This is a genomic window from Marinobacter santoriniensis NKSG1, from assembly GCF_000347775.1.
Taxonomy (GTDB): domain Bacteria; phylum Pseudomonadota; class Gammaproteobacteria; order Pseudomonadales; family Oleiphilaceae; genus Marinobacter; species Marinobacter santoriniensis.
Genome location: NZ_APAT01000015.1, coordinates 668,499 through 690,535, shown reverse-complemented (window position 1 = coordinate 690,535; position 22,037 = coordinate 668,499). Strand labels below are relative to the sequence as shown.

18 protein-coding genes are annotated in these 22,037 nt (G+C 55.8%); 6 read left to right on the top strand and 12 right to left on the bottom strand.

Going from position 1 to position 22,037, the window contains the following annotated elements:
• The first annotated feature begins 86 nt into the window (after positions 1–86).
• Entirely contained in the window at positions 87–2,789 is a 2,703-nt protein-coding gene (locus tag MSNKSG1_RS08920; protein WP_040886736.1) for a LuxR C-terminal-related transcriptional regulator, read from the top strand.
• Here MSNKSG1_RS08920 and MSNKSG1_RS08915 read toward each other — a convergent pair.
• From MSNKSG1_RS08915 to pilB, 12 genes are all read right to left on the bottom strand, one after another.
• The gene (locus MSNKSG1_RS08915; protein ID WP_008938923.1) at positions 2,755–3,675 is read right to left on the bottom strand and encodes an acyltransferase; all 921 of its coding nucleotides are present in this window, start codon (positions 3,673–3,675) and stop codon (positions 2,755–2,757) included. The two genes, MSNKSG1_RS08920 and MSNKSG1_RS08915, sit on opposite strands and share 35 nt — an antisense overlap.
• 39 nt (positions 3,676–3,714) lie before the next feature.
• The gene (locus MSNKSG1_RS08910; RefSeq protein ID WP_008938922.1) at positions 3,715–4,641 is read right to left on the bottom strand and encodes a glucosaminidase domain-containing protein; all 927 of its coding nucleotides are present in this window, start codon (positions 4,639–4,641) and stop codon (positions 3,715–3,717) included.
• Between the two features lie 87 nt (positions 4,642–4,728).
• The gene (locus MSNKSG1_RS08905; RefSeq protein ID WP_008938921.1) at positions 4,729–6,924 is read right to left on the bottom strand and encodes a hypothetical protein; all 2,196 of its coding nucleotides are present in this window, start codon (positions 6,922–6,924) and stop codon (positions 4,729–4,731) included.
• A 115-nt stretch (positions 6,925–7,039) separates the two neighbouring features.
• Positions 7,040–7,603, bottom strand: a complete 564-nt coding sequence (locus MSNKSG1_RS08900; RefSeq protein ID WP_008938920.1) for a YfaZ family outer membrane protein — start codon at positions 7,601–7,603, stop codon at positions 7,040–7,042.
• Positions 7,600–7,797, bottom strand: a complete 198-nt coding sequence (yacG, locus tag MSNKSG1_RS08895) for a DNA gyrase inhibitor YacG (RefSeq protein WP_008938919.1) — start codon at positions 7,795–7,797, stop codon at positions 7,600–7,602. The genes MSNKSG1_RS08900 and yacG overlap by 4 nt, the downstream gene beginning before the upstream one ends.
• Positions 7,798–7,846: 49 nt before the next feature.
• Positions 7,847–10,198 (bottom strand): response regulator, encoded by a 2,352-nt coding sequence (locus tag MSNKSG1_RS08890; RefSeq protein ID WP_040886735.1) that lies wholly within the window; start codon positions 10,196–10,198, stop codon positions 7,847–7,849.
• Positions 10,199–10,240: 42 nt separating this feature from the next.
• Entirely contained in the window at positions 10,241–10,984 is a 744-nt protein-coding gene (tsaA, locus tag MSNKSG1_RS08885; protein WP_040886734.1) for a tRNA (N6-threonylcarbamoyladenosine(37)-N6)-methyltransferase TrmO, read from the bottom strand.
• 2 nt (positions 10,985–10,986) lie between these two features.
• The gene (locus MSNKSG1_RS08880) at positions 10,987–12,072 is read right to left on the bottom strand and encodes a hypothetical protein (RefSeq protein WP_008938916.1); all 1,086 of its coding nucleotides are present in this window, start codon (positions 12,070–12,072) and stop codon (positions 10,987–10,989) included.
• Positions 12,065–12,664: a dephospho-CoA kinase gene (gene coaE / locus MSNKSG1_RS08875; protein ID WP_008938915.1), complete on the bottom strand. Its 600-nt coding sequence runs from the start codon at positions 12,662–12,664 to the stop codon at positions 12,065–12,067. The genes MSNKSG1_RS08880 and coaE overlap by 8 nt, the downstream gene beginning before the upstream one ends.
• Before the next feature lie 3 nt (positions 12,665–12,667).
• Positions 12,668–13,543, bottom strand: coding sequence for a prepilin peptidase (locus MSNKSG1_RS08870; protein ID WP_008938914.1), 876 nt, complete (start codon positions 13,541–13,543; stop codon positions 12,668–12,670).
• Positions 13,543–14,763, bottom strand: coding sequence for a type II secretion system F family protein (locus MSNKSG1_RS08865; protein ID WP_008938913.1), 1,221 nt, complete (start codon positions 14,761–14,763; stop codon positions 13,543–13,545). Before MSNKSG1_RS08865 ends, MSNKSG1_RS08870 begins: the two co-directional genes overlap by 1 nt.
• A gap of 2 nt (positions 14,764–14,765) precedes the next feature.
• Positions 14,766–16,481: a type IV-A pilus assembly ATPase PilB gene (gene pilB / locus MSNKSG1_RS08860; protein WP_008938912.1), complete on the bottom strand. Its 1,716-nt coding sequence runs from the start codon at positions 16,479–16,481 to the stop codon at positions 14,766–14,768.
• 383 nt (positions 16,482–16,864) lie between these two features.
• On the opposite strand from pilB, the gene MSNKSG1_RS08855 reads away from it, so the two are divergent.
• From MSNKSG1_RS08855 to cysQ, 5 genes are all read left to right on the top strand, one after another.
• On the top strand, positions 16,865–17,314 hold the full coding sequence (locus tag MSNKSG1_RS08855) for a pilin (RefSeq protein WP_008938911.1): 450 nt from the start codon (positions 16,865–16,867) through the stop codon (positions 17,312–17,314).
• 85 nt (positions 17,315–17,399) lie between these two features.
• On the top strand, positions 17,400–19,193 hold the full coding sequence (locus tag MSNKSG1_RS08850) for a PglL family O-oligosaccharyltransferase (protein WP_008938910.1): 1,794 nt from the start codon (positions 17,400–17,402) through the stop codon (positions 19,191–19,193).
• A gap of 90 nt (positions 19,194–19,283) precedes the next feature.
• The gene (locus MSNKSG1_RS18915) at positions 19,284–19,727 is read left to right on the top strand and encodes a pilin (protein WP_040886733.1); all 444 of its coding nucleotides are present in this window, start codon (positions 19,284–19,286) and stop codon (positions 19,725–19,727) included.
• Between the two features lie 94 nt (positions 19,728–19,821).
• Positions 19,822–21,183 carry an MBL fold metallo-hydrolase RNA specificity domain-containing protein gene (locus MSNKSG1_RS08840; protein ID WP_008938908.1) on the top strand — a complete coding sequence of 454 codons (1,362 nt, stop codon included), beginning with the start codon at positions 19,822–19,824 and terminating at the stop codon, positions 21,181–21,183.
• A gap of 86 nt (positions 21,184–21,269) precedes the next feature.
• Positions 21,270–22,037 (top strand): 3'(2'),5'-bisphosphate nucleotidase CysQ, encoded by a 768-nt coding sequence (gene cysQ, locus MSNKSG1_RS08835; protein WP_008938907.1) that lies wholly within the window; start codon positions 21,270–21,272, stop codon positions 22,035–22,037.

Here is a 22,037-nt window from a genome sequence, read left to right as displayed (position 1 = left end):
TACCCGAAGCAGGACGTCAATCAAAAGTCATTGGGCATATCCAATACCGGTTGCGGTGCTTCCTGCTATCGCGGGTCGGTTTGAACATGGGGCAGTGCGTGAAACCATTCAGTGACGGTCGAGCCGCCAACGACGAATTCCAGTCTGCGAACAAGGGGCTCCAGAGAGGAGAGCTGGTCCGGGACCTTTTGCGTCAGCGGGTGAAGGTACCTGATCTTCCCTCGGATTTTATGGCCAGGCCGCATCTGAATGCTCAGCTTGCAGAGGCGATCCGGGCCGCCACCACTGTCTTCATTGAAGCGCCGAGCGGATTCGGAAAGTCCTGCTCCATCCTCAGTGCAATGAAGTCGCGCGAGAGTGGCAGTGATGTACTGCGCTGGATTTCTCTGACCAATCAGGAGAACGCGCCGGTCCGATTTCTCACGCTGCTGTCCATGGCACTCGAATTGCCGGAGGAGCTGGAGAGTGCCTTGCAGGGCGGCGCCAGTTTTTCTGACGCACTGGCTATGTTGCTGGTGGCCTGGTCGCGTCAGGCAAGGCCGGATCTCCAGGTACTCGTTCTGGATTCGTTCCAGGCGCTGACCAATCCGGCGGCAACGGCGCTGGTTCACCAGTTATGCCGGGATCTGCCGAAAAGCCTCTGCCTGTTCGTCGCTTCCCGGTGTCATCTTCCCTTTGAGACCCACCAGCTTGAGTTGGAGAATCGGTTCGTCCGGATCGGTTCGGAATCCCTGGAGTTCAGTCGCTCCGAGACTTTCGAATTTTTCAGGCAGTCACCCGACGGAGGTGGGCTGACAAGTGTCGCGATCGACCGCCTGTATGACCTGACCGAGGGTTGGCCGACGCCTCTTGCCCTGTATCGGCGGGAATTACAGCGTGGCCCTGATCGCAAACCCCTGCAGGAGTGCGCGAGTGTCGAGCGCTTCCTCAAGGACACGGTTCTGGGCCAGCTGACACCGGCGCAGAATCGTTCCATTCGGGCGGTGGCCGAACTGGAGCTGTGTTCCGACGATCTCTTTTTCATACTGCAGGAACGGTTGGCCGAGGCAACCATGCTGCCTTCCGAGATGTGCGAACGAGGGATCCCTGTTCGGCCAATGCCGGGCAGGGGCCGCTGGTATCGTCTGAATCCTTTGCTGCAGGAATGGTTGCAGACACAGGCCATGGCGGGCTACAGCGAGCGTATGGTGCTTGCCAGTCGCTGGTTCAGCCGGCAGCAGCAGTTTCCCGAGGCGCTGCGCTATGCACTGCTCGCCGGCGATGGTGACGAGGTCATCCGGATTGCGTCAGAAAGTTCCGAAGCCCTGTTGCTGGGGCAGGATACGGCATCGTTGCTGCGGCTCAGGAAGAGCCTGCCTCCCAGGCTTCTGGAGCACAGCGGCCGGCTGCGCATTGTTTACAGTTGGGTCCACGCCATCGGCGGTCAGTTCCGACAGGCCCGTGCTCTGATTGATGGCCTTGCTGGTGAGGAGCGATCCCAACACGCTGCGCGTCTCGCCGCCTTGCAGGCATTTATCCTTCGAGGTGAGGGAAAGGTTCTGCCGGCACTGGACTTCGCGGACCAGGCACTGGCGGACGAAACCCTGTCACCGCAAGGGCAGTTGGTGACCCAGATGGTCCGCTCCAGTGCCCTGTGTGCGGCAGGTCGATTCCAGGAAGCAAGGGATGCCAATCGCGCGGCCTCCCGGTTGGCCCGGGAGGCGGGCGATTCGGGTTCGGAGGCATTGGCCGTGTATTCCCATGCCCGGATCGAGTTGGGCAAGGGGGCGTTGCGGCATGCGGAGCAACTGCTGCGGACCGGCCTGGATACCGCGATTCAGGAGCTTGCACGGCCTGCAAGGATTGGTGAAACCCGTCTGCAACTGAACCTTGTGCTGGTCTTGTGGCATCAGGGGCGGTTTGACGAGGCGGATCGTCTGTTGGTGCTGTGCGGGCGTCACGCCGAGCAGACACGGGACCTGGGTTTGTTGCTGGCCATGGCCATTCGGGTTCTGATTTGCCGTGCCCAGCAGCGCCTTGACGATGCCTTCGTCTGGATTGGTCGGGCCGAACGGACGATGCATTCCTGGCAGGTGGACGAATCCCTCTTTGTGCCTGTACTCGAGGCACTCAAGGCCAGTTGCTGGCTGGCTCAGGGCCAGCCGGATAGCGCCTTTCACGCCTTACAGCGTTTGCAGCCATACCGCGATGCCGGGTGTGTGCCGGAGTTATTTCCGATGATGCCCGGCTTGCTGGACTGTCTTGAGGTTCGGATACACCTTTCCCGGGGCGATCTTGTCCGGGCGCGGGAAACCCTGCTAAAGACAGCGCGGCAATATCAGGAAAGGATTCCCTGGGGCGTGGAGCTTCATGTGAAGTTGCTGGATGCCGTGCTGCTCCACGACGAAAAGGGCCTGGCCGCTGCCCGAAAAGCGCTGGTTGCGGCGGTCGAGGAAGCGACGCCAGAGCATTTCATCAGTCCATTTGCCGAATTGCGTGGCGAGCTCCAGGGATTGATGGAAAAGTGCAGCGATCAGTTGCCAGACTCCCGGTTCAAGCAGTCACTGGCCGAGCTGTTCGGCCTGCGTTCCGAAGACGGGAACGCGGATACCCTGCAGGAACCGATCAGTGAGCGGGAGCAGGGGGTCCTTGAACTGATCGCCCAGGGACTTTCGAATCAGGAAATTGCCGACAAGCTCCACATTTCCCTGCACACGGTGAAAACCCATGCCCGGCGGATCAACGCCAAGCTGGAGGTTCGGTCCCGGACCCAGGCTATTGTCCGGGCTCGGGAGTTAGGACTGCTGTAGCTTTCAGTTCGCCGATCCGCTGGTCTTTCTCGGCCCATATTTCGCCGATCCATCGCTGGAAGTCGGTACGGATGTCCCGGTTATTCTCATAGTCCATCCCCAGAAAGCGGGCGGGAATCTCCCGCACCTGCACATCCACAATGATGTGCCGGACCCTGCCACACAGATAATCCCAGAAGCCCGTGTGATGCCCCGGATAAACGATCGTGATGTCCAGCATGGTATGGATCATGTCGCCCATCGCTCCGAGTACGAACGCGGTTCCGCCTGCACGAGGCTTCAGCAGGTGAGTGTAGGGCGATTTCTGGCGCCGGTGTTTTTCATCGGTAAAACGGGTGCCTTCCATGAAATTGAAAATGGTGACGGGCGTGTACCGGAATTTCTCACAAGCTGCCTTGGTCGCTTCGATATCCTTGCCCTTCAGCTCCGGCCGTTTCGCGATTTGTTCCTTGGTATGGCGATGCATGAAGGGAAAATCCAGTGCCCACCATGCAACCCCCAGCAACGGGACCCAGATGAGTTCCTTCTTGAGGAAAAATTTCAACAGGGGGATCCGGCTGTTCATGACGTACTGGATGGCCGGAATATCGGCCCAGCTCTGGTGATTGCAGGTGACGAAATACCAGTGCTCACGACTCAGGTTGTCAACGCCGCGCACGTCCCAGCGTACCTTGTGGAGAAGGTCCATCAGCAGATTGTTGAACCCGATCCAGATCCTGGCAATCCAGTTAAGAATCCGGGTGCAGACTCTCCGGAGTGGGTCTGCGGGGATCGCCAGTTTTACCAGGGCAACAATCAGGAGTACGGGGAGCAGGACAAGTGTGTTAAGCAGAATCAACAAGGCCGCCAAAGTTCCCTTCAGCGGCGCAGGCAGGCTATCAAGCATTCGGTTGTATCTCTGTCTGAAACTTGTTTAGGAGAGGGGTCAGCCTTCGGCGTTATCCGATAACGCGGTATTGCGGGGCAGCAGCCGGTCCTCAGAGCGGGTCGATGCCAGCTGCTGGAGGGTGGTGAGATTCCGATCCTTGACCGTTGCCCGAAAGTCATCGTCGTAGAACTCCAGGTTGTTGTAGTGGATCATACCCCGGATTTCTTTTACATATTCCTTCCCGCGTTCGGAATAGCCAAGGAGGCCTTGGGCCATTTCGATGCCTGACAAAGGACGCTTCTGCTCTCGATCCTGGACCCGGATTTCGCGAAGCGATTGATAAGTGGCGTGCCGATTCAGGTTCTGAATGTAAGCCCTGATGGAGCCGTAGGGGGATGAAAAGCTCGCCACTTCGTGGTTGGCGCCTTCAACCCGATGTCGGGGCACCAGACCGCAGCCCTTGCTGAAGCACCACTGGCCGAACAGGTTGTTGCCTTTTCTCGCGAAGCGGGACGTTCCCCAGGCGGATTCATTGGCGGCCTGGGCCATGATCAGGGACGGGGGAATCACATCCAGCCGTTTCTCAAGCAGACGCCACTGTTCCTGGCTGCCCGGCGCCGCATCGATTTTCAGGCGGTCTGCCTGGCCCTGCAGCCACTTTTTCTCCCGAGCCGTCAGGGAGGGCTTTTGCTTCAACCGCATCAGGTAATTTCGCTCAAGCAGCACCCGGGAATTGGCCAGAACGATACGTGGGTACAGGAAGGAGAAGAAGGCGGCCTTTTTCTCGGTGGTATCCCTGATCTGGCTGAAGTCCGGCAGGGGTTCCCGGGCCCAGTCGGGCAATTGGGGAAGATCTTTCAATGCCAGCGCACTGTGGGTGTTGGTGTCGAAGCCAGAATTCGGTACCGGCACATAGAAACCACCACCGATCGCAAAGGCGATAAGCGGCAGTATCAGAACCAGAGCCCGTTTCCCTGCAGACATAAAACCTCTCGTCAGAACCGATATGACAATGATTATAACAGGTTATACGGGCGAATCTCCGATTGGATCCGATCCTGCGCCAGAGACTCAGGGCAATCGCGTTGCCATCACCAGTCCGACGGCCTGTTCACCGCTGTTGGTGTCACGCAATCTCAGGAACAGTTGGGAGTGATCGTCGGAATAAAAGCCATCCAGAGTGAGGTTGCCACTGGTGAATGACACCTGGCCATTGATGGCGCCGCTCTGGGTGTAGGCAAGCGTCTGGTCGATTGACGAAGAGGCCGGCGGGACCACCTGATTGCCGGAGATGGTATTGACCACCGACAGTACATCGCCCTGCAGGGACGCGACGGTATTCGATTGTATCGTCAACACAGTGTTATCGAAGTGTCGCAGGTGGTTGGTACTGGAGGACAGGCCAAGAGCCACGCCTTGCAGGCGATAGCGTCCTGATGTTGGGGCGGCTGTGGAGGGTTGTGGCGCGGCAATAAGCAGGCCATCCCCCACCGGACTGTCATCGAGGTTGAAGGCGAGCAGCGATCCGTCAGGTGTGCTGGCGCCAACCCCCGCTTCTGGTTGATCGAAATCGCCGGAACGGCTGTTAACATCAAGATTCAGGCGCCCGATGTCTTTATCGCCTGTGCTGAGCCGGGAAGTACGGCTGCTCACCAGCCAGGGGCTGGCCAGGGTTCCACTGGCGTCCCGGGTAACCGTACCACTGTTGTCCTGGCGAACGGTCGAGAGTTGCAGGTCCTGGGTGATATTGCCGGATCCGTCAATGGACCAGGTGCCCAGACCACTCTCGAAGGCCAGCGGGGTGGATGTGCTGTTCGGGTCGTTGAAGCGGGTGGACAGGTACAGGGCGTTATAGTCCTTGTTCTGGATGACCGTTGGATCGAACGTGTCACTTCCGGTCGGGCGTAACAGGTGCAGCTCGAATATCGACTGATAGTTCTTTTCAAGCGTCTGCTTGCGGCGCAGTTGATCACCATTCACCTCCAGTTCGATCGCCTTGCCCGCGTCGAAGTAACCCGCGAGCACCCGATCGGGCCCGACGGTGCTGTCGACTGGCGTACTGGTGAAGGCATCCAGATAGTAGGGGTTTCTTGTCCAGCCGGTGATCCGGGAGCTGCCGCGCCCGGTGATGCTCTGATAGAGTGAGCGCCCCGCCAGAAGCCGGGTGTCGTCTTTCAGTGTGGCCGCGCCGGGCGAGGAAGAGTGGGTGTTTCGCTCCCAGTACTCCGAGCCCCTGAGAAAGAATTGATTCGCGTCGGCGTGGAGCAATAGTTCCCGGTCATAGGGGATGTCCGTGGCCAGGGAGGTGACCCGGATGTTAAAGGCGTCGAAACTGGTCAGGGTCAGCGCTGGATAGACGTAGCCCACCCCCGCAGTGTCCTCTAGTCTTTCCTCCTGGGCAGTTTGCACCGTCCATTGTCCGGCGCCACTGATGCTGGGTTCCGCAAAGGACTGCCCCAGCCCTACACCGAGGAAAACGGAATTGTAATCGGCGGAACTGGCACTGATCTTTCCGGAAGACGCCTCGTCGAGCAGGGCGTAGTCCGCCATCGCTGATACGTAATGGGCGAAGTCGCCCCTTTGGTGGAGAAGATCGAGGGCGGATTGCACCGTGGCTGTTTCGGGGATGTCGATTTCAAAATCCTGGATCTGGTCAGCCAGTGTGGACCATACGTATTTGTTAAGACAGAGTTGGCCGGACGCATCGTCGACACAATCCAGAATACTCGCCAGTTCCCCCGGGGTATAGCTGGCCAGGCCATAGCGCACGAGGTATTCCGAGAAAGGGTTCACCTTTATGTCGCGGTCGGAATCGGCGGCGAGGGCACGCATCCGGACATTGCCGTAAGTCGCGTCGATGACCACATTGGGCGCCAATGGCTGCCCATTCTCAAAGGCAATGATGGTGTAGCCGGCTGGATCCAGGCGCGTCGTGGTCTTGACGCTGCTTACCTTCTGAAGGGCCGTGTTGGTGAGGTAGACGCTGACGGTATCTGGCTGGACGATCCGAAGCTGACGGCGTGTCAGCTCTCCGTCGGGCGCGACACTGCCAGGAACTTCCATGGTGATACGGACCTCGTTGGACGCCAGGTCGCTATTGTTGGTGGAGTCGCCGGTGCTGCTGTTGCTGAAATCGTCGACAGGGTTCTTGACCCCGGCAAAGTCATTCGGCTCGCTTCGCGCGCCACTTATCGCCTGTTCGCCACTGCCGCAGCCTGCCAGGAGGGCAGTCGAAAGAGACAGGCAAAGTCCCAGCTTCCAATACATGTGAGGCCTTCCGTGCTAGAAATTCGGAGGTCTCAGTCTAACAGTGCAAGGGGGGAGAAATCGTGAAGAAAGGCACGAAACCGGGGCCCATGGATCCGGGCCCCGGTTTTATGGGTCAGAAATAGACTTTGATACCGGCCAGAACGCCTTCGTCCAGATTGATATCGCCACGGTAGGGGGCATCCAGATCGGTGTTGAGGTACCGATAGCCCGCGAATACCTCGGCGTTGCGAATGACCCGGTAGCTGCCGCGCAGTTCCAGGTTGGTCATGTCATCGGAATCGCCGAAGGACAGAATGCTTGGCGCATAATGCAGAGAACCGGTGAAGGACAGGCCCGGCACCCGAGGCAGGTTCACGGTTGCGTAGCCGCCGATGCCGAGGGCGCCACCATCCAGTTTGTGGTCATCCCAGGCAATGCCCTTTACGCCAATGCCGGCTGTTGTCGGCAGGTTGCCGAGGGCAGTGCGGCCCTGAGCGTGGAAGTCCAGGTTGGCAATATGGCGGCTGCCCTCGTGATAGGTGTACCCGGCGCCCAGCTGGGTATCGTTGTTGGAGCCGAAGAAATCCACTTGTCCCTTGACGGAGTTGTTGGTCAGGCTCAGGTCGACATCACCCGCATACGCGAACGGTGCCGAGGCCAGGGTAATCAGGATTACTGAAACACGGGAGACTTTCATTCTTCTACCTTCCTGTTTTCGGATTGTTGATACGCGTCGGACAGCGCGTCCTCGTCTTCGGACGGTACCCGGTATTCCTCATTTGCCCAGGCACCGAGATCGATCAGCTTGCAGCGCTCAGAGCAGAAGGGCCGGTACCGGTTATCTTCGGACCATTCTACGGATTGCTTACAGGTGGGGCATTGCACAAACATGGCGATTTTTTCAGGTTGATGACTCGAAGCCGGCAGACCGCGACTGGATTCACGATGCTGCCGATGCGGGGCAGTATTGTTCCAGTACTGCCCGCAACATTTCAATATTGACAGGCTTTGCAACGAAGGAATCCATGCCCGCACGACGGCATCGTTCTTCGTCCTCTTCCATGGCGCTGGCGGTCAGGGCCACCACTGGAACATGGCGGGTGTGGTGGCTGGCCTCCCACTCACGGAGTCTTCGGGTTGCCTCAAAACCGTCGACTTTCGGCATCACGCAATCCATGAAGATCAGATCAAAAGGATGCCATTGCCAGAGTGCGGCGGCGGCTTCGCCATCGTTGGCGGTCATGACATCGCATCCGAGCTTTTCCAGAAGCCGGCGGGTCAGTGTCCGGTTGACTGGGTTGTCTTCCACCAGAAGCACCTTCATGCGGCCGCAGGGCAGTTCACGCCGTTCGGTGGTGTCGGTGACCGCCTGCAGAGAAAAGCGGGTCAGGAACCGGCGTTCGTTGTTATGGCCGTCCGAGAACAGCTGGTTCAGAATCGGCATCAGGCAGGATTCGCGCAGCGACTTGCTGAGAAACGCATCGGCCCCCGCCTGGCGAAAGTGCTCGGCATCGCCCCGCTGTGGGTTGGACGAGAGGATCAGAAGACGCATGTTGCTCCACAGGGGATTGCCCCGGATCTGCCGACAGAGCAGATCGCTGTCCATGTCCGGCACAAAACCATCAAGGATGATCGCATCGAACGGTTCCCTGCTGTCGAACGCCTGCCGGATGGAGGTCAGGGCTTCGCCGGCGGATTTGACCGCTTCAATATGAACGTCATAGCGGGACAGCATTTCCAGTGTGATTTTCCGCGACAGTTCGTAGGAATCCACCACCAGAATCCGGCGGTCACGGACCATGCGGGTATCCGGTCGAACCCGTGCCGAGCTCTCCGGCGCAATTGGCAGGGTCAGCTCCACCCAGAAGGTGGACCCCTCGCCCGGGCGGCTTTCCAGGTCCAGCGAGCCGTCCATCAGCTGTACGAGCTGGCGACAGATGGTCAAACCCAGTCCCGCGCCCGGCAGCTGCCGCTGGAACTGTTGGCCAAGCTGTACATAGGGTTCATAGACCAGCGGAATGTCCTCCGGGTTGATGCCGACTCCGGTGTCTTCCACCGAAAGCCGGAGCCGGGCCTTGTCGTCCCGACGCCCGAGCACCTCGATGCTGATCAGCACGTGACCTGAGTCTGTGAATTTGATGGCGTTGGAGACGAGGTTCAGCAGAATCTGCCGAATGCGAACCGGATCGCCCTGCAGCGCCCAGGGGAGGTTTTCGTCGATTCGCAACTCCAGTGCCAGACCCTTCTCACGGGCGCGGCTGCCAAGCATGTGCACCAGATCGTTCAGGGTTTCCCGCAGGTCAAACGGAATCTGGTCCAGAACCAGTTTGCCCGCCTCCATGCTGGAAATGTCCAACAGGTCGTTGATGATGGCGGAGAGCGATTCCGATGCATTGAGCAGCGTGTTCACATAGTCCCTCTGTTCCTGGTCAAGCGGGGTGTCGGTGAGCAGGTTGGCGTAGCCCAGTACCGATTGCAGAGGAATACGCAGTTCGTGGCTGACGTTCGCCAGAAACTGGTTCTTGGCGTGATTGGCGCGTACGGCCTCGTCCCGCTCTCCCTGGGATTGCAGAGTGGTCTGACGCAGGGAGCGGGTGTCCTCAAGAATCTGCAGACGCATCTTGTTCAGCGCCTGTTCCAGTTCCGACAGTTCGTCCGGCCTGCGAGGCGCTTTACGCCTCAGGCGAAGGGGCTCGACCAGGGCGTCCAGATTCAGCTTCGCCGCATAGTCCGCCATGGCCTCGAGGTGACGCGACAGGGTAAACCGGACGATGAGCAGTAGCCCGAGGGTGCCGAGCATCACCACCAGGGACACGAGCAACAGTGTCAGAAGCGCAGTGCCACGGAGGTCTTTGTGGATCTGTTCGACCGAAGACACCAGCGTAAGCGTGCCGACCCGTTGTGGCTCCTGGAAGCTGGAGCGGTCGAAAATCAGGGGAAAGGTCTGGGATATGACCCGGCCACTTGGATAGGTGCCGGTGGAAAATTCCTCTCCGGTCGTTGTAGCCACCTGGGCGTACTGGATGGCAGGGACGGCCTTCATGTCATCAAGGCTGTTGGCGACCTCGCTGAAATTCATCAACCAGAGGTTGTTGCTCATGCCGCCTGACACCAGTTCAGCTGCCTTGGTCTGGGTGTTCATCAGATCGTTCTTGCGCCGGTCAAACTCGCCGATCATCTGAACGCCCGTTGCTGCCAGGGACAGGACGAGGCTGAAAAGCAGCACGTAGACGAGCAACCTGGCGGCCAGCGGTCGGACGCCCCATCGCTTTAGAAACCGGTTTGAAGGCAAGACGCAACTTCCCTGTGTCGACTACAAAATCACCAACCGATTTTAACAGACTGTCAGGACTTCGACACGTTTATCGCTCTCCTCCGTCACGAAGCGAAATCGGACGTTGAGGTCGTAGAGGTGAGCGCCATAAACACGCTCCTCGTCCCGGCCCCGGCGAAAGGAGGGCCTGGGATCGTATCCCACCACATCTTCGATCAGGGCTCTGAGATCCGGATAGGCATCTGCGGGGAGTCCGGCAAGCTGGGCCTCTGCTTCTTCCAGAAACCGCACTGGCCATCGCTCGGTAGGAGGGGCGTCGGCCCAGCCAAGACTGGCTTCGGGCAGGGCGTCGGCGAACGGAAGATAGGGTTTGATATCGAGAATCGGTGTGCCTTCGATCAGATCGTGGTCGCTGATCTTGAGGGCCAGTTTGCCCTCTTTTCTAATCAGCCCCTCATTCCGTACGACCGACAGGCCAAGGCTGTTTGGCCGGAAGGGTGAGCGACTGGCAAACACGCCCATCTTTCGGTTTCCACCCAGGCGAGGCGGACGCACAACCGGTCGCCACTCCGCGCGCACCGCCTCGTGAAACTGGAAAATCAGCCAGAGATGGCTAGCGGTTTCCAGCCCTCGAAACGCGTCTTCCCGATCAAAGGGCGCCTGGATGACCAGTTCTGCATGCGCGTGCTTCGTCAGACCCGGCTGGCGGGGCACACCGAATTTGTCCTTGAAGCACGAGTGGGTAATGGCCACTGGCGTTAATGTGAGGGCTTCGTCTGAGGGTCTGGAAGGGTGTCTGGGCATGATCAGCGTTGTTCGATGGTGCCGGAGAAATACATTTCGATTCTGAAAAGAAGCGATGCCTGGTCGGTAAAGTTTTCATCCCGCGGAAATTCCAGTCCGGGAATCAGCTCGGCATACAGCCAGTCGCTGTAAACCCGATAGCGCCAGGTCAAATCTGCGAAAACGGACGTTGTCCGCCAGGAAGGCTGGCTTTCACCCAACACCCCGATCCGGGGAATCAACCGGGAGCGGCTGTTCAACTGTTTACGGACCGCGAGGATCTGGGCTGCCTTGAATTTCCGGTCACTATGCACCCATTCCAGTTCTGACGACGAGGAGAAGTCCCAGCCATCGGCCAGGTACCGGCTTGCGCCGAACCAGGTCCGGGCACCCCATCCGCTTTGATGGTAATAGTAGACCCGTTGGCGGGTGCCAAAGGTCCAGATCGGGCCGGGTTGCCAGGATTTGCGGGCGGTCATGCGCCAGAAAGCATCCGGGGGCAACCGTAAACGACCGCCAATGTCCGTGGAAAAGTTGATGGCGTCGCCGATGAGCGTCAGATACCGCAAGGCGCCTGTGGCCTGGGTTTTGGTCCGGTCCGGCTCGGTGAGCAGACGATCCCGCTGGCGTTCCTCCAGGGGGATCTGTTCCTCGCTCTCGCTTTCAATCACCAGCCGGAGTTTGCGGCGCGTGGTTGGGATGTCGAGGCGAAAACGGGCTTCCGGTTCAAACTGCGCAGGATTGCTGTACTCGGACTTGGTGGCAAAGCCCAGACGAAGGTAGCTTTCGTTGTTCGGCAGGGACTGTGTCGAACCCGACAATGTCCGATCCGCCCAGGCGCCAAGCCTCTGTATGCGAGGTCCCTGAATACGTTCCTGGCGAATCACCCAGTCGGTAAAGCTGGTCCAGTAAGTATCCCGAGGTTCGGCCCAGTATTCATCCGGAGTGAAGGTGTAGTCGATAACCGGTGCGTTCTCAGGCGAGAGGCGTTCAGAGATTGGCTGTTCACGGATGTCGAACACCGGTTCGGCAGCAAACGCAGGCATGGCCGACAGTGACAGTAAACACGCAAAGCCGGCAGGGGCCAGCGGCCGAAATCGTTCAGTCAAAATCCACCAGGAAACGGTTGTGCAGATCAAGAACCTGGCGCTCCACGTCGTTCATCGGACGATCATTGTCGATGACATCGTCGGCCCGCTCAAGACGTTTTTCCCTGGGAATCTGGGCACCAATGATCCGTTCTACCTGATCCCGCGGATTATCATCGCGAGCCATGGTGCGCTCGATCTGAACGGAGACTGGCACATCGACAACAACAATGCGGTCAACCAGATTATGCTGGTCGGTCTCCAGCAACAACGGTGAGACGAGGAGCGTATAGGGCAGGTCATAGTCAGCAGGACGAAGTTGGCGAATCAACTCATCCCGGATGATGGGATGCAGCAACGACTCAAGCCAGGCACGTTCTGACGGATCATTGAACACGATCTGCCGGAGCCCGGCGCGATCCAGACCGCCCTCAGGCAGGAGAATCCCGGTACCGAAATGCTCGGCGATGCGCGCCAGTGCCGGGGTTCCCGGCTCCACCACCTCTCGGGCCACATCATCCGCATCCACCCAGTGGACCCCGAGGTTGCCAAACAGCCTGGCCACCGTGGATTTTCCGGATCCGATGCCTCCCGTCAGACCAACGACAACCATCAATCAGACTCCGAGGAAGGCAAACCAGAAGGTCTTGATCTGGGGGCCGAACCACAGGCACAGCAGCCCCGCAGAGGCTAGGTAAGGCCCGAACGGAATCGGAACCTCGCGACCATGCTTGCGGAAAACCATCAGGGCAATGCCAACTACGGCGCCGACGACTGACGACATCAGGATAACCGCGGGCAGCAATTGCCACCCGAGCCAGGCGCCGAGCGCGGCCAGCAATTTGAAGTCTCCGTGGCCCATGCCTTCCTTACCGGTGACCAGCTTGAACAGCCAGTACACGGACCAGAGCGACAGGTAACCGGCAACCGCACCCCAGAAGGCGTTGGTAAACTCGGTCAGACCGCCGAAATAGTTCAGGATCAAACCCAGCCACAGCAGGGGCAGGGTAATGTTGTCCGGCAGCAGCTGAGTGTCGAAATCAATCACTGTCAGAGCAATCAGGCACCAGACCAGTACCAGGGCCCAGAGAGCGGTGGTGTTCGGCCCGAGAACCGCAACCGTAACCACGGAGAAAATGGCGGTCAGCGCCTCGATGATCGGATAACGTGGAGAGATTCCGGTTTTACATGAGGCACATTTGCCACGAAGCAGCAGATAGCTCACAACGGGAATGTTTTCCCAGGCCCGAATCCGGTGACCACAGGAAGGGCAGGTTGAGGCCGGTTTCGACAGTGTTACCGGCTCATCCCGATTGCGGGCCTTTTCCGGAACCTCCAGGAACTCCTCACACTGGCACCGCCATTCCTGATGCATCATCTTCGGCAGTCTCAGAATGACAACATTCAGGAAACTGCCGATGCAGAGTGAAACCAGAGTGATTGTCAGGTACAGCAGCCAGGGTGTGGCGAAAAATACATCCAATAGCGCCATCAACCCACAACCTTACCCATCTGGAAGATCGGCAGATACATGGCGATGATCAGGCCACCTACGAGGACACCCAGTACAGCCATGATCATGGGTTCCATGAGGGCCGTGAGGTTGTCGACCATGTCGTCGACTACGCCTTCGTAATGTTCGGCGACTTTAGCAAGCATGTCGTCCAGATTGCCAGATTCTTCACCGATGGCGGTCAACTGAACGGCCATAATCGGGAAAACGTCCTGTTGGCGCATAGATGCCTGAAGTTGCGTACCACTGGATACATCGCTTTTGATTCGAGTGATTGCGTCACGGTATACCGCATTACCGGTGGCGCCCGCCACCGAATCGAGAGCATCAACCAAAGGAACGCCAGCGGCGAATGTCGTAGACAAAACGCGGCCGAACTTTGCAACAGCAGATTTGTCGAGGATCTCGCCAACGACCGGGAGCTTCAAAACGTATTTGTCTACAAGATCGGAAAATTTTTGTGATCGACGCCTTGATTCGCGAAAGACGAACAAAGTGCCGGCAATCGCGATCAAAACCACGAACCACCAGCTCTGCAGCCACTCAGAAAGATTAACAACCATTTGGGTGAATACCGGTAGCTCGGCACCAAAACCCTCAAAGAGATTTTGAAATTGTGGAACAACCTTCACCAACAATATCGCAGTCACAATAATGGCAACGACGACGACAGCGACAGGATAGGTCATTGCCTTTTTTACCTTTTTCTTCAAGAGCTCCGTCTTTTCAAGGTATGTTGCAATCCGATCCAGCATTTGCTCCAGAGCACCGGCTTTTTCACCGGAGTCCACCAAGTTGCAGTACAAATCATCGAAGTGTTTCGGGTGTTTTCTCAGAGCGCCGGCGAAGCTGGTACCAGAGGAGATATCATTGCGAATCTCTATCACCAGTTCCTGTAGCCCCTTATTTTCCAGGCCATCAGCCACAATGTCGAAGCTTTGAACCAGTGGTACCCCGGCTTTCATCATGGTGGCCAGTTGACGGGTCAGCATCGCAATGTCAAACGGGGTGATTTTTTTGCTTCCACCAAACAAGGGCTTGGGCTTTTTCTTTACCTTATCCGGAATTATGCCCTGTTTTCGGAGCTGGGCCTTGACGAGTGCCAGATTTGAGCCCGTCAGCTCCCCCTTGGTTTTGTTGCCTTTGCGATCTTTGCCTTCCCATATATAGGAATCCAGCTTCTGCGCTTTTTCTGCCATGCTTAATCCTTCGTCACGCGATTGGCTTCCTCAAGGCTGGTCACACCCTGAATCACTTTCAGGAGGGCGGACTGGCGCAAGTTCTGGAAGCCTTCTGCCTGAGCCTGCTTTGCAATTTGGATGGAGCTGGCTTCTTCCATAATCATGTTCGCCAGCTCATCGGTTATCTTGACCACCTCATAAATACCGACGCGGCCTTTGTATCCTCCATTGCATTTATCACAGCCCTTGGGGCGGTACAACGTGAAGCCTGTATCAATTTGTTCTTGTGTGAACCCCTCCTTCAAAAGCACATCGTGAGGAATGTCCGCCGCTTCCTTGCAGCTGTTGCACAGTCGGCGACCGAGCCGCTGCGCGATGATCAGGCTGACAGAGGTTGCTATGTTGAAGGCCGGGACGCCCATGTTCATCATTCGGGTCAGGGTTTCGGCGGCGCTGTTGGTGTGCAGGGTTGAGAGTACAAGGTGCCCCGTCTGGGCCGCCTTGATGGCAATATTGGCCGTCTCGAGGTCCCGGATCTCGCCCACCATGATGACATCCGGGTCCTGACGCAGGAATGCCCGTAGTGCCTCGGCGAACCCGAGCCCGACTTTGGTATTCACGTTGACCTGGTTGATGCCCTCCAGGTTGATCTCCGCCGGGTCTTCCGCCGTGGAAATGTTGCGTTCGTTGGTGTTCAGAATATTAAGGCCGGTGTAAAGGGAAACAGTCTTTCCCGAGCCGGTGGGGCCGGTTACGAGAATCATGCCCTGCGGCTGTTCCAGGGCTGCAAGATACATTTCCTTTTGCTCAGGCTCGTACCCCAGCACATCAATCCCCAGCTTGGCCTGGCTCGGGTCGAGAATCCGCAGAACGATTTTCTCCCCCCAGAGAGTGGGGAGGGTGTTCACCCGGAAATCGATGGCCTTGGTCTTGGACAGCTTCATCTTGATCCGGCCATCCTGGGGAACCCGACGCTCGGAAATATCCAACTGCGCCATAATCTTGACCCGCGCGGAAATCTTGGGAGCCAGTTTGATAGAGGGCCGGGAGACCTCCTTCAGAATGCCGTCGGTACGGTAACGAACACGGTAGATCTTTTCATAGGGTTCAAAGTGAATGTCCGATGCGCCACCCCGAATCGCATCGAGCAGCATTTTGTTGACGTATTTGACGATAGGAGCGTCATCAACCTCGCTCGCGGTAACAGCACCTTCGTCTTCCTGTTCGCCACCTTCGGTCTCGACGCCTTCAAGATCTGCGTCTTCCAGATCACCCATGGAGGTATCCTGAGACTCAAGATATCGATCAATAGCTGCCCGGAGTTTCGATTCGTCGACGAGAATTGCATCGGTACTCAGGCCCGTATTGAACTTGATCTCATCCAGCGCCTGGATATTGGTGGGGTCGGAGACGGCAATAAAGAGCCGATTCCCTCGCTTATAGAGAGGCAATGCGTTGTGTTTTCGGATCAGCTTTTCATCGACCGCCTTCTCCGGGAGCATCTCGGGTAGGAAGGCGTCGAGGTCCAGGACCGACATCCCGAACTCCATGGCTGCTGAGAAAGCCAGCTTTCCGCTGTCGGCCAGATTGTTCTGGGTGAGATAGGTGATCAGCGGAATGCGGTTCTGGGATGCCTGGATGAACGCGTCTTTCGCTGTGTCCTCATCAAGGATGCCGTCGTCTACAAAACGGCGGGCCAGGCCTGTGAGCGTAACGTTGGTTTTGTTTGTCGCCATAAATGAGATCAGAAATGCGTTGTAAGTGTCTGAAACCGGACCGGGTGAATTGATCAGAGTTTAGATGGACTGGATTGCTTTGGAAAGGCAATGAGGCTTTTTGTTGATCTGCTTCAATGGACGAGGTCAATATTTGGCGACATGACGCTAAAACAAGGGTGACCAAAAATGTCAGAGGGTGACCCTGCTTGGCGGTGTTCGCCTTAGGTGTGATGGTGTGATGGATGTCACGAAAGTCGCCAGGCTACTGAATTTGCAAGCGGATTTTTATTTTCTCGCAATTGGCACGGAGAGTGCTTTGTAATTCTCAGGCTCAAAGCCGGTCGGGGTGGAATCTTCGACCCGGGCCACGATGAATTGATCAACGACAAACGAGGTCGATAATGAAAAAGATGCAAATCAATCACGCCCAGAAGGGTTTTACCCTGATCGAATTGATGATCGTTGTTGCGATCATCGGTATTTTGGCCGCCATCGCTATTCCGCAGTACCAAGACTACATCGCTCGTACTCAAGTCAACCGTGCTTTCGGTGAGATTGCGTCTCTGAAGACCGCTGTAGAAGAGCGTCTCTCCCGTGGTATCACTACTGCGACGTTGGGTGATCTCGGCTACACAGGCTCTAACCTGACGACCGAAACCACTACCAGTAACGCAAACTTCCCTGGCGGTGTGGGTAGTCTGGTTGCAACCATGGGGCAAAACGCTGCTACTGGTATAACTGGTGCTACCATTACGCTTTCTCGCACGGCTGATGGTGTTTGGTCTTGTACTGTAGCTGCCAACGGCGCGACTGCTTGGGATTCAAGCTTCGTGCCTGCTGGATGTAACTAAGTCTTAAATCGACTTAGTTACTACAGATTAAAATGAGGGGCCTCCGTGCCCCTCATTTTTATTCTAGAAAGGAAATGGAAAGGCTATGGTAAAAAAAGTGATACACCCTCTTGTTTGGTTGTTTGTGGCTCCGGCCTTCCTGTCCTATGTTTTTCCTGTCGGCCTTTACCCCTACCAGGATATGTTCAGGGATGTCCTGATGTTCTCCTCTGGGATGTTGTTGCTATGTCATGTGCTTTGGTCGAAAAAAATAAAGTTGTCTTGGCCCAATATAGCGATTTTTTTTCCTATCTTTATCTGTTCTCTAGCTATAAATAATTTTGTATCAGATTCTTCGGCTAGTTTTTCATTTAACTGGTACCTTCTTTCCTTTCTATTTATGGCGCTGATCGCATTTTCTGTGTCGTCTTATGCAGAAACGCACTCCAGAGAAAGCGTGGTCAAATTTATGGCTGTCTTTCTGGTGGTTACGTTCACCGTAGCAGCTGTATTTGGGCTTGCGCGTTTCTATGGAATTCTGGGATACCTTGTGCCACTCGTGACTGAGGATGGTTCAAGATTAATCGGTCCAATGGGGCAGCCCAATCTGATGGCGATCCTTGGAGCGATTGCCTTGAGTGGGATGCTATTTCTCTACCGAATCGACCAATTCAGGTCGAACTACATGTTTTTTTCTCTGATTGTCCTGATTTTCTATGTCGGTTGTCTCACAGGAAGTCGTTCGTGGTATATTGCCGCCACAATTGCGCTCTGGCCGGTTCTAGGGCGGGCGTTGTCCGGTGCTATGGTGTTCTTCAGGAGAAATGCTGCCGCCCCATCCAGTAAAATGTCCATGCAAATGTCAGTGGGCATTCTTTTTTTGTTCATTAGCGTTTCTATCCTTGCGCCAAAGCTTGATGATTTGATCGCTGACCCATTGATTGATTCTGGGTTTCTCGAACGGTCAAACGCCTCTGAAATGTATGAAAGGCGACATCTCATAGCCACCAATGGGCGATTGGATGAATGGGCTGGAATCTTGTCCAATCTGGATATTATGGATCACCCATGGCTCGGTTACGGGGTTGGTCGATATGGTGTTTTCAGCAATAAAGTAGCCTTGGCGACGAATAAGGAAACAAATGGTCAAATTTGGAATAATGCTCATAACATAATTCTGAACATTTTCGTGGAGTGGGGTCTTTTCGGCTTACTGATCTTTCTAAGCTTTTCTTTCTATCTTCTTTTCCTATTATTCAGGAATACCTCCACCAATGACGGCGGGTTTCTAAAATCGCTTGTAATAATATTTATTTTTCATAATCTCGTTGAATTCTCTCTTTGGTACCTCCCATTCCTGGGTATATTCATTGCCTCAGTCGTCTTGCTTGATAATTTTCGTCCTTTTTACTTCTCAAGTTCTTGGCTGCCTCGTGCGATAGCTATTGGGTTGCTTGCCGTTTTTTTGCCGCTTGGGGGATATGTCGGAAAGGATATGGTTAAAGTAACCCAGATAATGTACAAGCAAACTCCCGATTTTCTGGATCAGTTGGCCCTTCGGGATGCAGGTCGCAGTTCTATCGTTGGTGATGGGGCCTTATCGGTTTTGATATTAAGGTTTGGGCCTCCGGTTCACAATGTTCAGGCTGAATTATCGTGGGTTGAATCCGTTGCAGAGTGGCGGCCAGAACCTCTATATCTTCTTCGGAAGGCAACCTTGCTGGCTGCGGCTGGCGAGCAAGACAAGGCGTGCCAGTCTATACAGAAATCTATCTTTCTCTATCCGGACACTGTGCAATCCATTCAGGATGAGTTGTCCTACTTGTCAACGAAAGGTGATGTTCGACCAGAACGCTACTTCAAGTGCATTGCGAGTGGTGTCGGTCATTGGGTGAATTAGCAGATATCGCGAAAAAATTGGTTGCGCAAAGAGGTATCTGGCATCTTGATTGCTCTTTCTTGAGGGGATTGGTTAATAAAGGCATTGCAAATGACTGGTCAAAATAGAGGTTTCACTCTGATCGAACTCATGATTGTCGTTGCCATCATGGGAATCCTTGCTACAGTTTCGATTCCAATGTATCAGGGTTATGTCGCAAAAAGTCAGGTAAATCGGGCCGTTGGTGAGCTTGGAGCCTATCGGTCTGCTTTTGAGGCGAATCTCCTCGCTTCCAAAGTGATTTCGAATCAATCTCTCGGCTACTCCCCCTCAGATATCACAGTAGGGAATGCCGGACTACAAATCGGAAGCCTTAATCCGGACGGGTCTGGTCACCTTCAAGTGACGCTTGGCGGCAGGGCTCATCCCAATGTGACAGGTGCAATCATCCGTTTTGAGCGCACTGTAACGGGGCGTTGGTCTTGCGTCATCGATAGATCTGCAGCGCCGCGGTGGGATACCAGTTATAACCCTGGCAATTGCTCTGTGCTTTAATTTCCGTACTTGATTGTTATATTGATTCGAATCGAACTCTTAGCTCTGATTCTGCGTTAAGCTTGCCGAAACACCTTTCACAGAAGGATTCGGTATGAAGCTTCGCTTTCTTGGCGGCACAGGCACGGTTACCGGTTCACGCTACTTGTTGTCTGATGACAAACGCCGCTTGTTAGTGGACTGTGGCATGTACCAGGGCGTGAAAACCCTTCGACGGAGGAACTGGGCAAAGTTTCCGGTCGACCCGTCTACCATTGATGCCGTGGTGCTGACCCATGCCCACATCGATCACTCGGGTTATTTGCCGGCTCTGGTAAAGAATGGCTTCAAGGGCAAAATCTATTGCACCAAGGCTACCCACGAGTTGTGCAAAGTCCTTCTGCCCGATGCCGGCTTTCTGCAGGAGGAAGATGCCAAGTACGCGTTCCGGAAAAAATTCTCTAAACATGAAAAACCGGAGCCATTGTTTACAGAGAAGGACGCCTGGGAAGCTCTGAAGCATTTTGAATCACTCCACTATCATGAGGCGTTCCAGCCGGTTAAAGGCTTTGAAGCGAGTTTTACGCCGGCCGGCCATATTCTCGGCTCCTCCTGTGTCCATGTCACTCATCGTGAGTCATCCCGTACGGTTGTCTTCAGTGGTGATGTAGGACGTCAGCATGACCTGATAATGCGTCCGCCGGAGCCTCTCCAGAAAGCCGATGTGCTGGTTTGCGAATCCACCTACGGCGATAGGGAGCACCGGGACTCGGATCCGGAAAAGGAACTGGAAGATATTGTTACCCGAACGGCGGGTCGTGGCGGTATTGTGCTGATGCCGGCATTTGCGGTTGGTCGAGCCCAGATGCTTTTGTACGTGGTGCATAAGCTGATGGGGGAGGGGCGCATTCCCAAACTACCTGTGTTCCTGAACAGTCCGATGGCTATCAAAGCCACAGAAATTTTCTGCAAGCACCATAAAGAGCATAAGCTCAATACCCGCCAGTGCGAATTGATTGACGACAAAACCGAATTCGTCAGGACCGTCGACCAGTCCATTGAGCTGGATGGGGTTCGTTATCCCTGCATTATTATTTCGGCCAGTGGTATGGCGTCCGGTGGGCGTGTGCTGCACCACCTGAAAACGCTGCTGCCCAATCCCAGGAACAGCGTCGTATTCGCCGGCTTCCAGGCGCCCGGAACGCGGGGCGACGCTCTGGTGAATGGCGCAGACACGGTGAAAATTCACGGTGAGTACTGGCCTGTAAAGGCAGAGATTCACAACCTGGACTCGCTCTCCGCGCACGGAGACTATCGGGAAATATTGGCGTGGTTGGAGCAAGGCAGCCTGAAGCCTGAAAAAGTGTATGTGACTCATGGTGAGGTGGTCGCCAGCGACACGATGCGCAAACGCATCCACGAGGCTTTCGGGTGGCAGGCCGAGGTACCGGAGCTCTACGAAGAGGTGGATATCTGAGGTTAAATTTTCGTGTCAGATGACTGCGGGAGATGGGGTGAATTTTGATACCATAGGCGCAAACCCAGAAGCAGGAAGCACCACTGATGCACTACAGCTCCATCCTCCCGGATGTCATCAAGGTGGCGGATGCCGCCAGCGAAAAAGTTCTTCATATTTACGAGTCCAATTTCAAGGTCGAGTACAAGGAAGATCAGTCTCCTATCACGGCGGCCGATATCGCCAGTCACGAAGTGATTGTCCAGGGGCTGAGAAGTATCAGTCGGGATATCCCGATCCTGTCCGAAGAGGGGAAAAGCATTCCCTGGGAAGAGCGTCGGCATTGGCATCGCTTCTGGCTTATTGATCCGATTGATGGCACCAAGGATTTCACTCAACGCACCGGTGAATTTACCGTCAATATCGCCCTGATCGAAAATGGTGAACCGGTTATGGGCGTTGTCACAGCCCCGGCCCTCAAGGAGGCCTATTGGGGTGTTGTGGGTGAGGGTGCCTACAAGCGGGATCGCACGGGAAAAGTGCACCGCGTCCGCGTTGCCGAGCCAAAGGAGGCAAAACGGGTCGTCGCCAGCAAGAACCACCTGAACGAGGAGACTCGACAGTTCATAGATACACTGGGTGATCATGAGCTGGTTCAGGCCGGAAGTTCGCTTAAGTTCTGTCGGATTGCCGAGGGGCACGCAGATATCTACCCCCGCCTGGGGCCCACCTGTGAGTGGGATACGGCAGCTGCCCATGCGGTTCTTTTGGCGGCCGGAGGACGAATCGAGACACTGGAAGGCGAACCGCTGAAATATGGCAAGGAAAATGTCCTGAATCCGTTTTTTGTGGCTGCTGGAAGCTGGTACTTCTGA

Bases quoted from the DNA above. Each gene is read 5' to 3' on its own strand.
- MSNKSG1_RS08920 (WP_040886736.1), top strand. From the start codon at position 87: ATGGGGCAGTGCGTGAAACCATTCAGTGACGGTCGAGCCGCCAACGAC.
- MSNKSG1_RS08915 (WP_008938923.1), bottom strand. From the start codon at position 3,675: ATGCTTGATAGCCTGCCTGCGCCGCTGAAGGGAACTTTGGCGGCCTTG.
- MSNKSG1_RS08910 (WP_008938922.1), bottom strand. From the start codon at position 4,641: ATGTCTGCAGGGAAACGGGCTCTGGTTCTGATACTGCCGCTTATCGCC.
- MSNKSG1_RS08905 (WP_008938921.1), bottom strand. From the start codon at position 6,924: ATGTATTGGAAGCTGGGACTTTGCCTGTCTCTTTCGACTGCCCTCCTG.
- MSNKSG1_RS08900 (WP_008938920.1), bottom strand. From the start codon at position 7,603: ATGAAAGTCTCCCGTGTTTCAGTAATCCTGATTACCCTGGCCTCGGCA.
- yacG (WP_008938919.1), bottom strand. From the start codon at position 7,797: ATGTTTGTGCAATGCCCCACCTGTAAGCAATCCGTAGAATGGTCCGAA.
- tsaA (WP_040886734.1), bottom strand. From the start codon at position 10,984: ATGCCCAGACACCCTTCCAGACCCTCAGACGAAGCCCTCACATTAACG.
- coaE (WP_008938915.1), bottom strand. From the start codon at position 12,664: ATGGTTGTCGTTGGTCTGACGGGAGGCATCGGATCCGGAAAATCCACG.
- MSNKSG1_RS08870 (WP_008938914.1), bottom strand. From the start codon at position 13,543: ATGGCGCTATTGGATGTATTTTTCGCCACACCCTGGCTGCTGTACCTG.
- MSNKSG1_RS08865 (WP_008938913.1), bottom strand. From the start codon at position 14,763: ATGGCAGAAAAAGCGCAGAAGCTGGATTCCTATATATGGGAAGGCAAA.
- pilB (WP_008938912.1), bottom strand. From the start codon at position 16,481: ATGGCGACAAACAAAACCAACGTTACGCTCACAGGCCTGGCCCGCCGT.
- MSNKSG1_RS08855 (WP_008938911.1), top strand. From the start codon at position 16,865: ATGAAAAAGATGCAAATCAATCACGCCCAGAAGGGTTTTACCCTGATC.
- MSNKSG1_RS08850 (WP_008938910.1), top strand. From the start codon at position 17,400: ATGGTAAAAAAAGTGATACACCCTCTTGTTTGGTTGTTTGTGGCTCCG.
- MSNKSG1_RS18915 (WP_040886733.1), top strand. From the start codon at position 19,284: ATGACTGGTCAAAATAGAGGTTTCACTCTGATCGAACTCATGATTGTC.
- MSNKSG1_RS08840 (WP_008938908.1), top strand. From the start codon at position 19,822: ATGAAGCTTCGCTTTCTTGGCGGCACAGGCACGGTTACCGGTTCACGC.
- cysQ (WP_008938907.1), top strand. From the start codon at position 21,270: ATGCACTACAGCTCCATCCTCCCGGATGTCATCAAGGTGGCGGATGCC.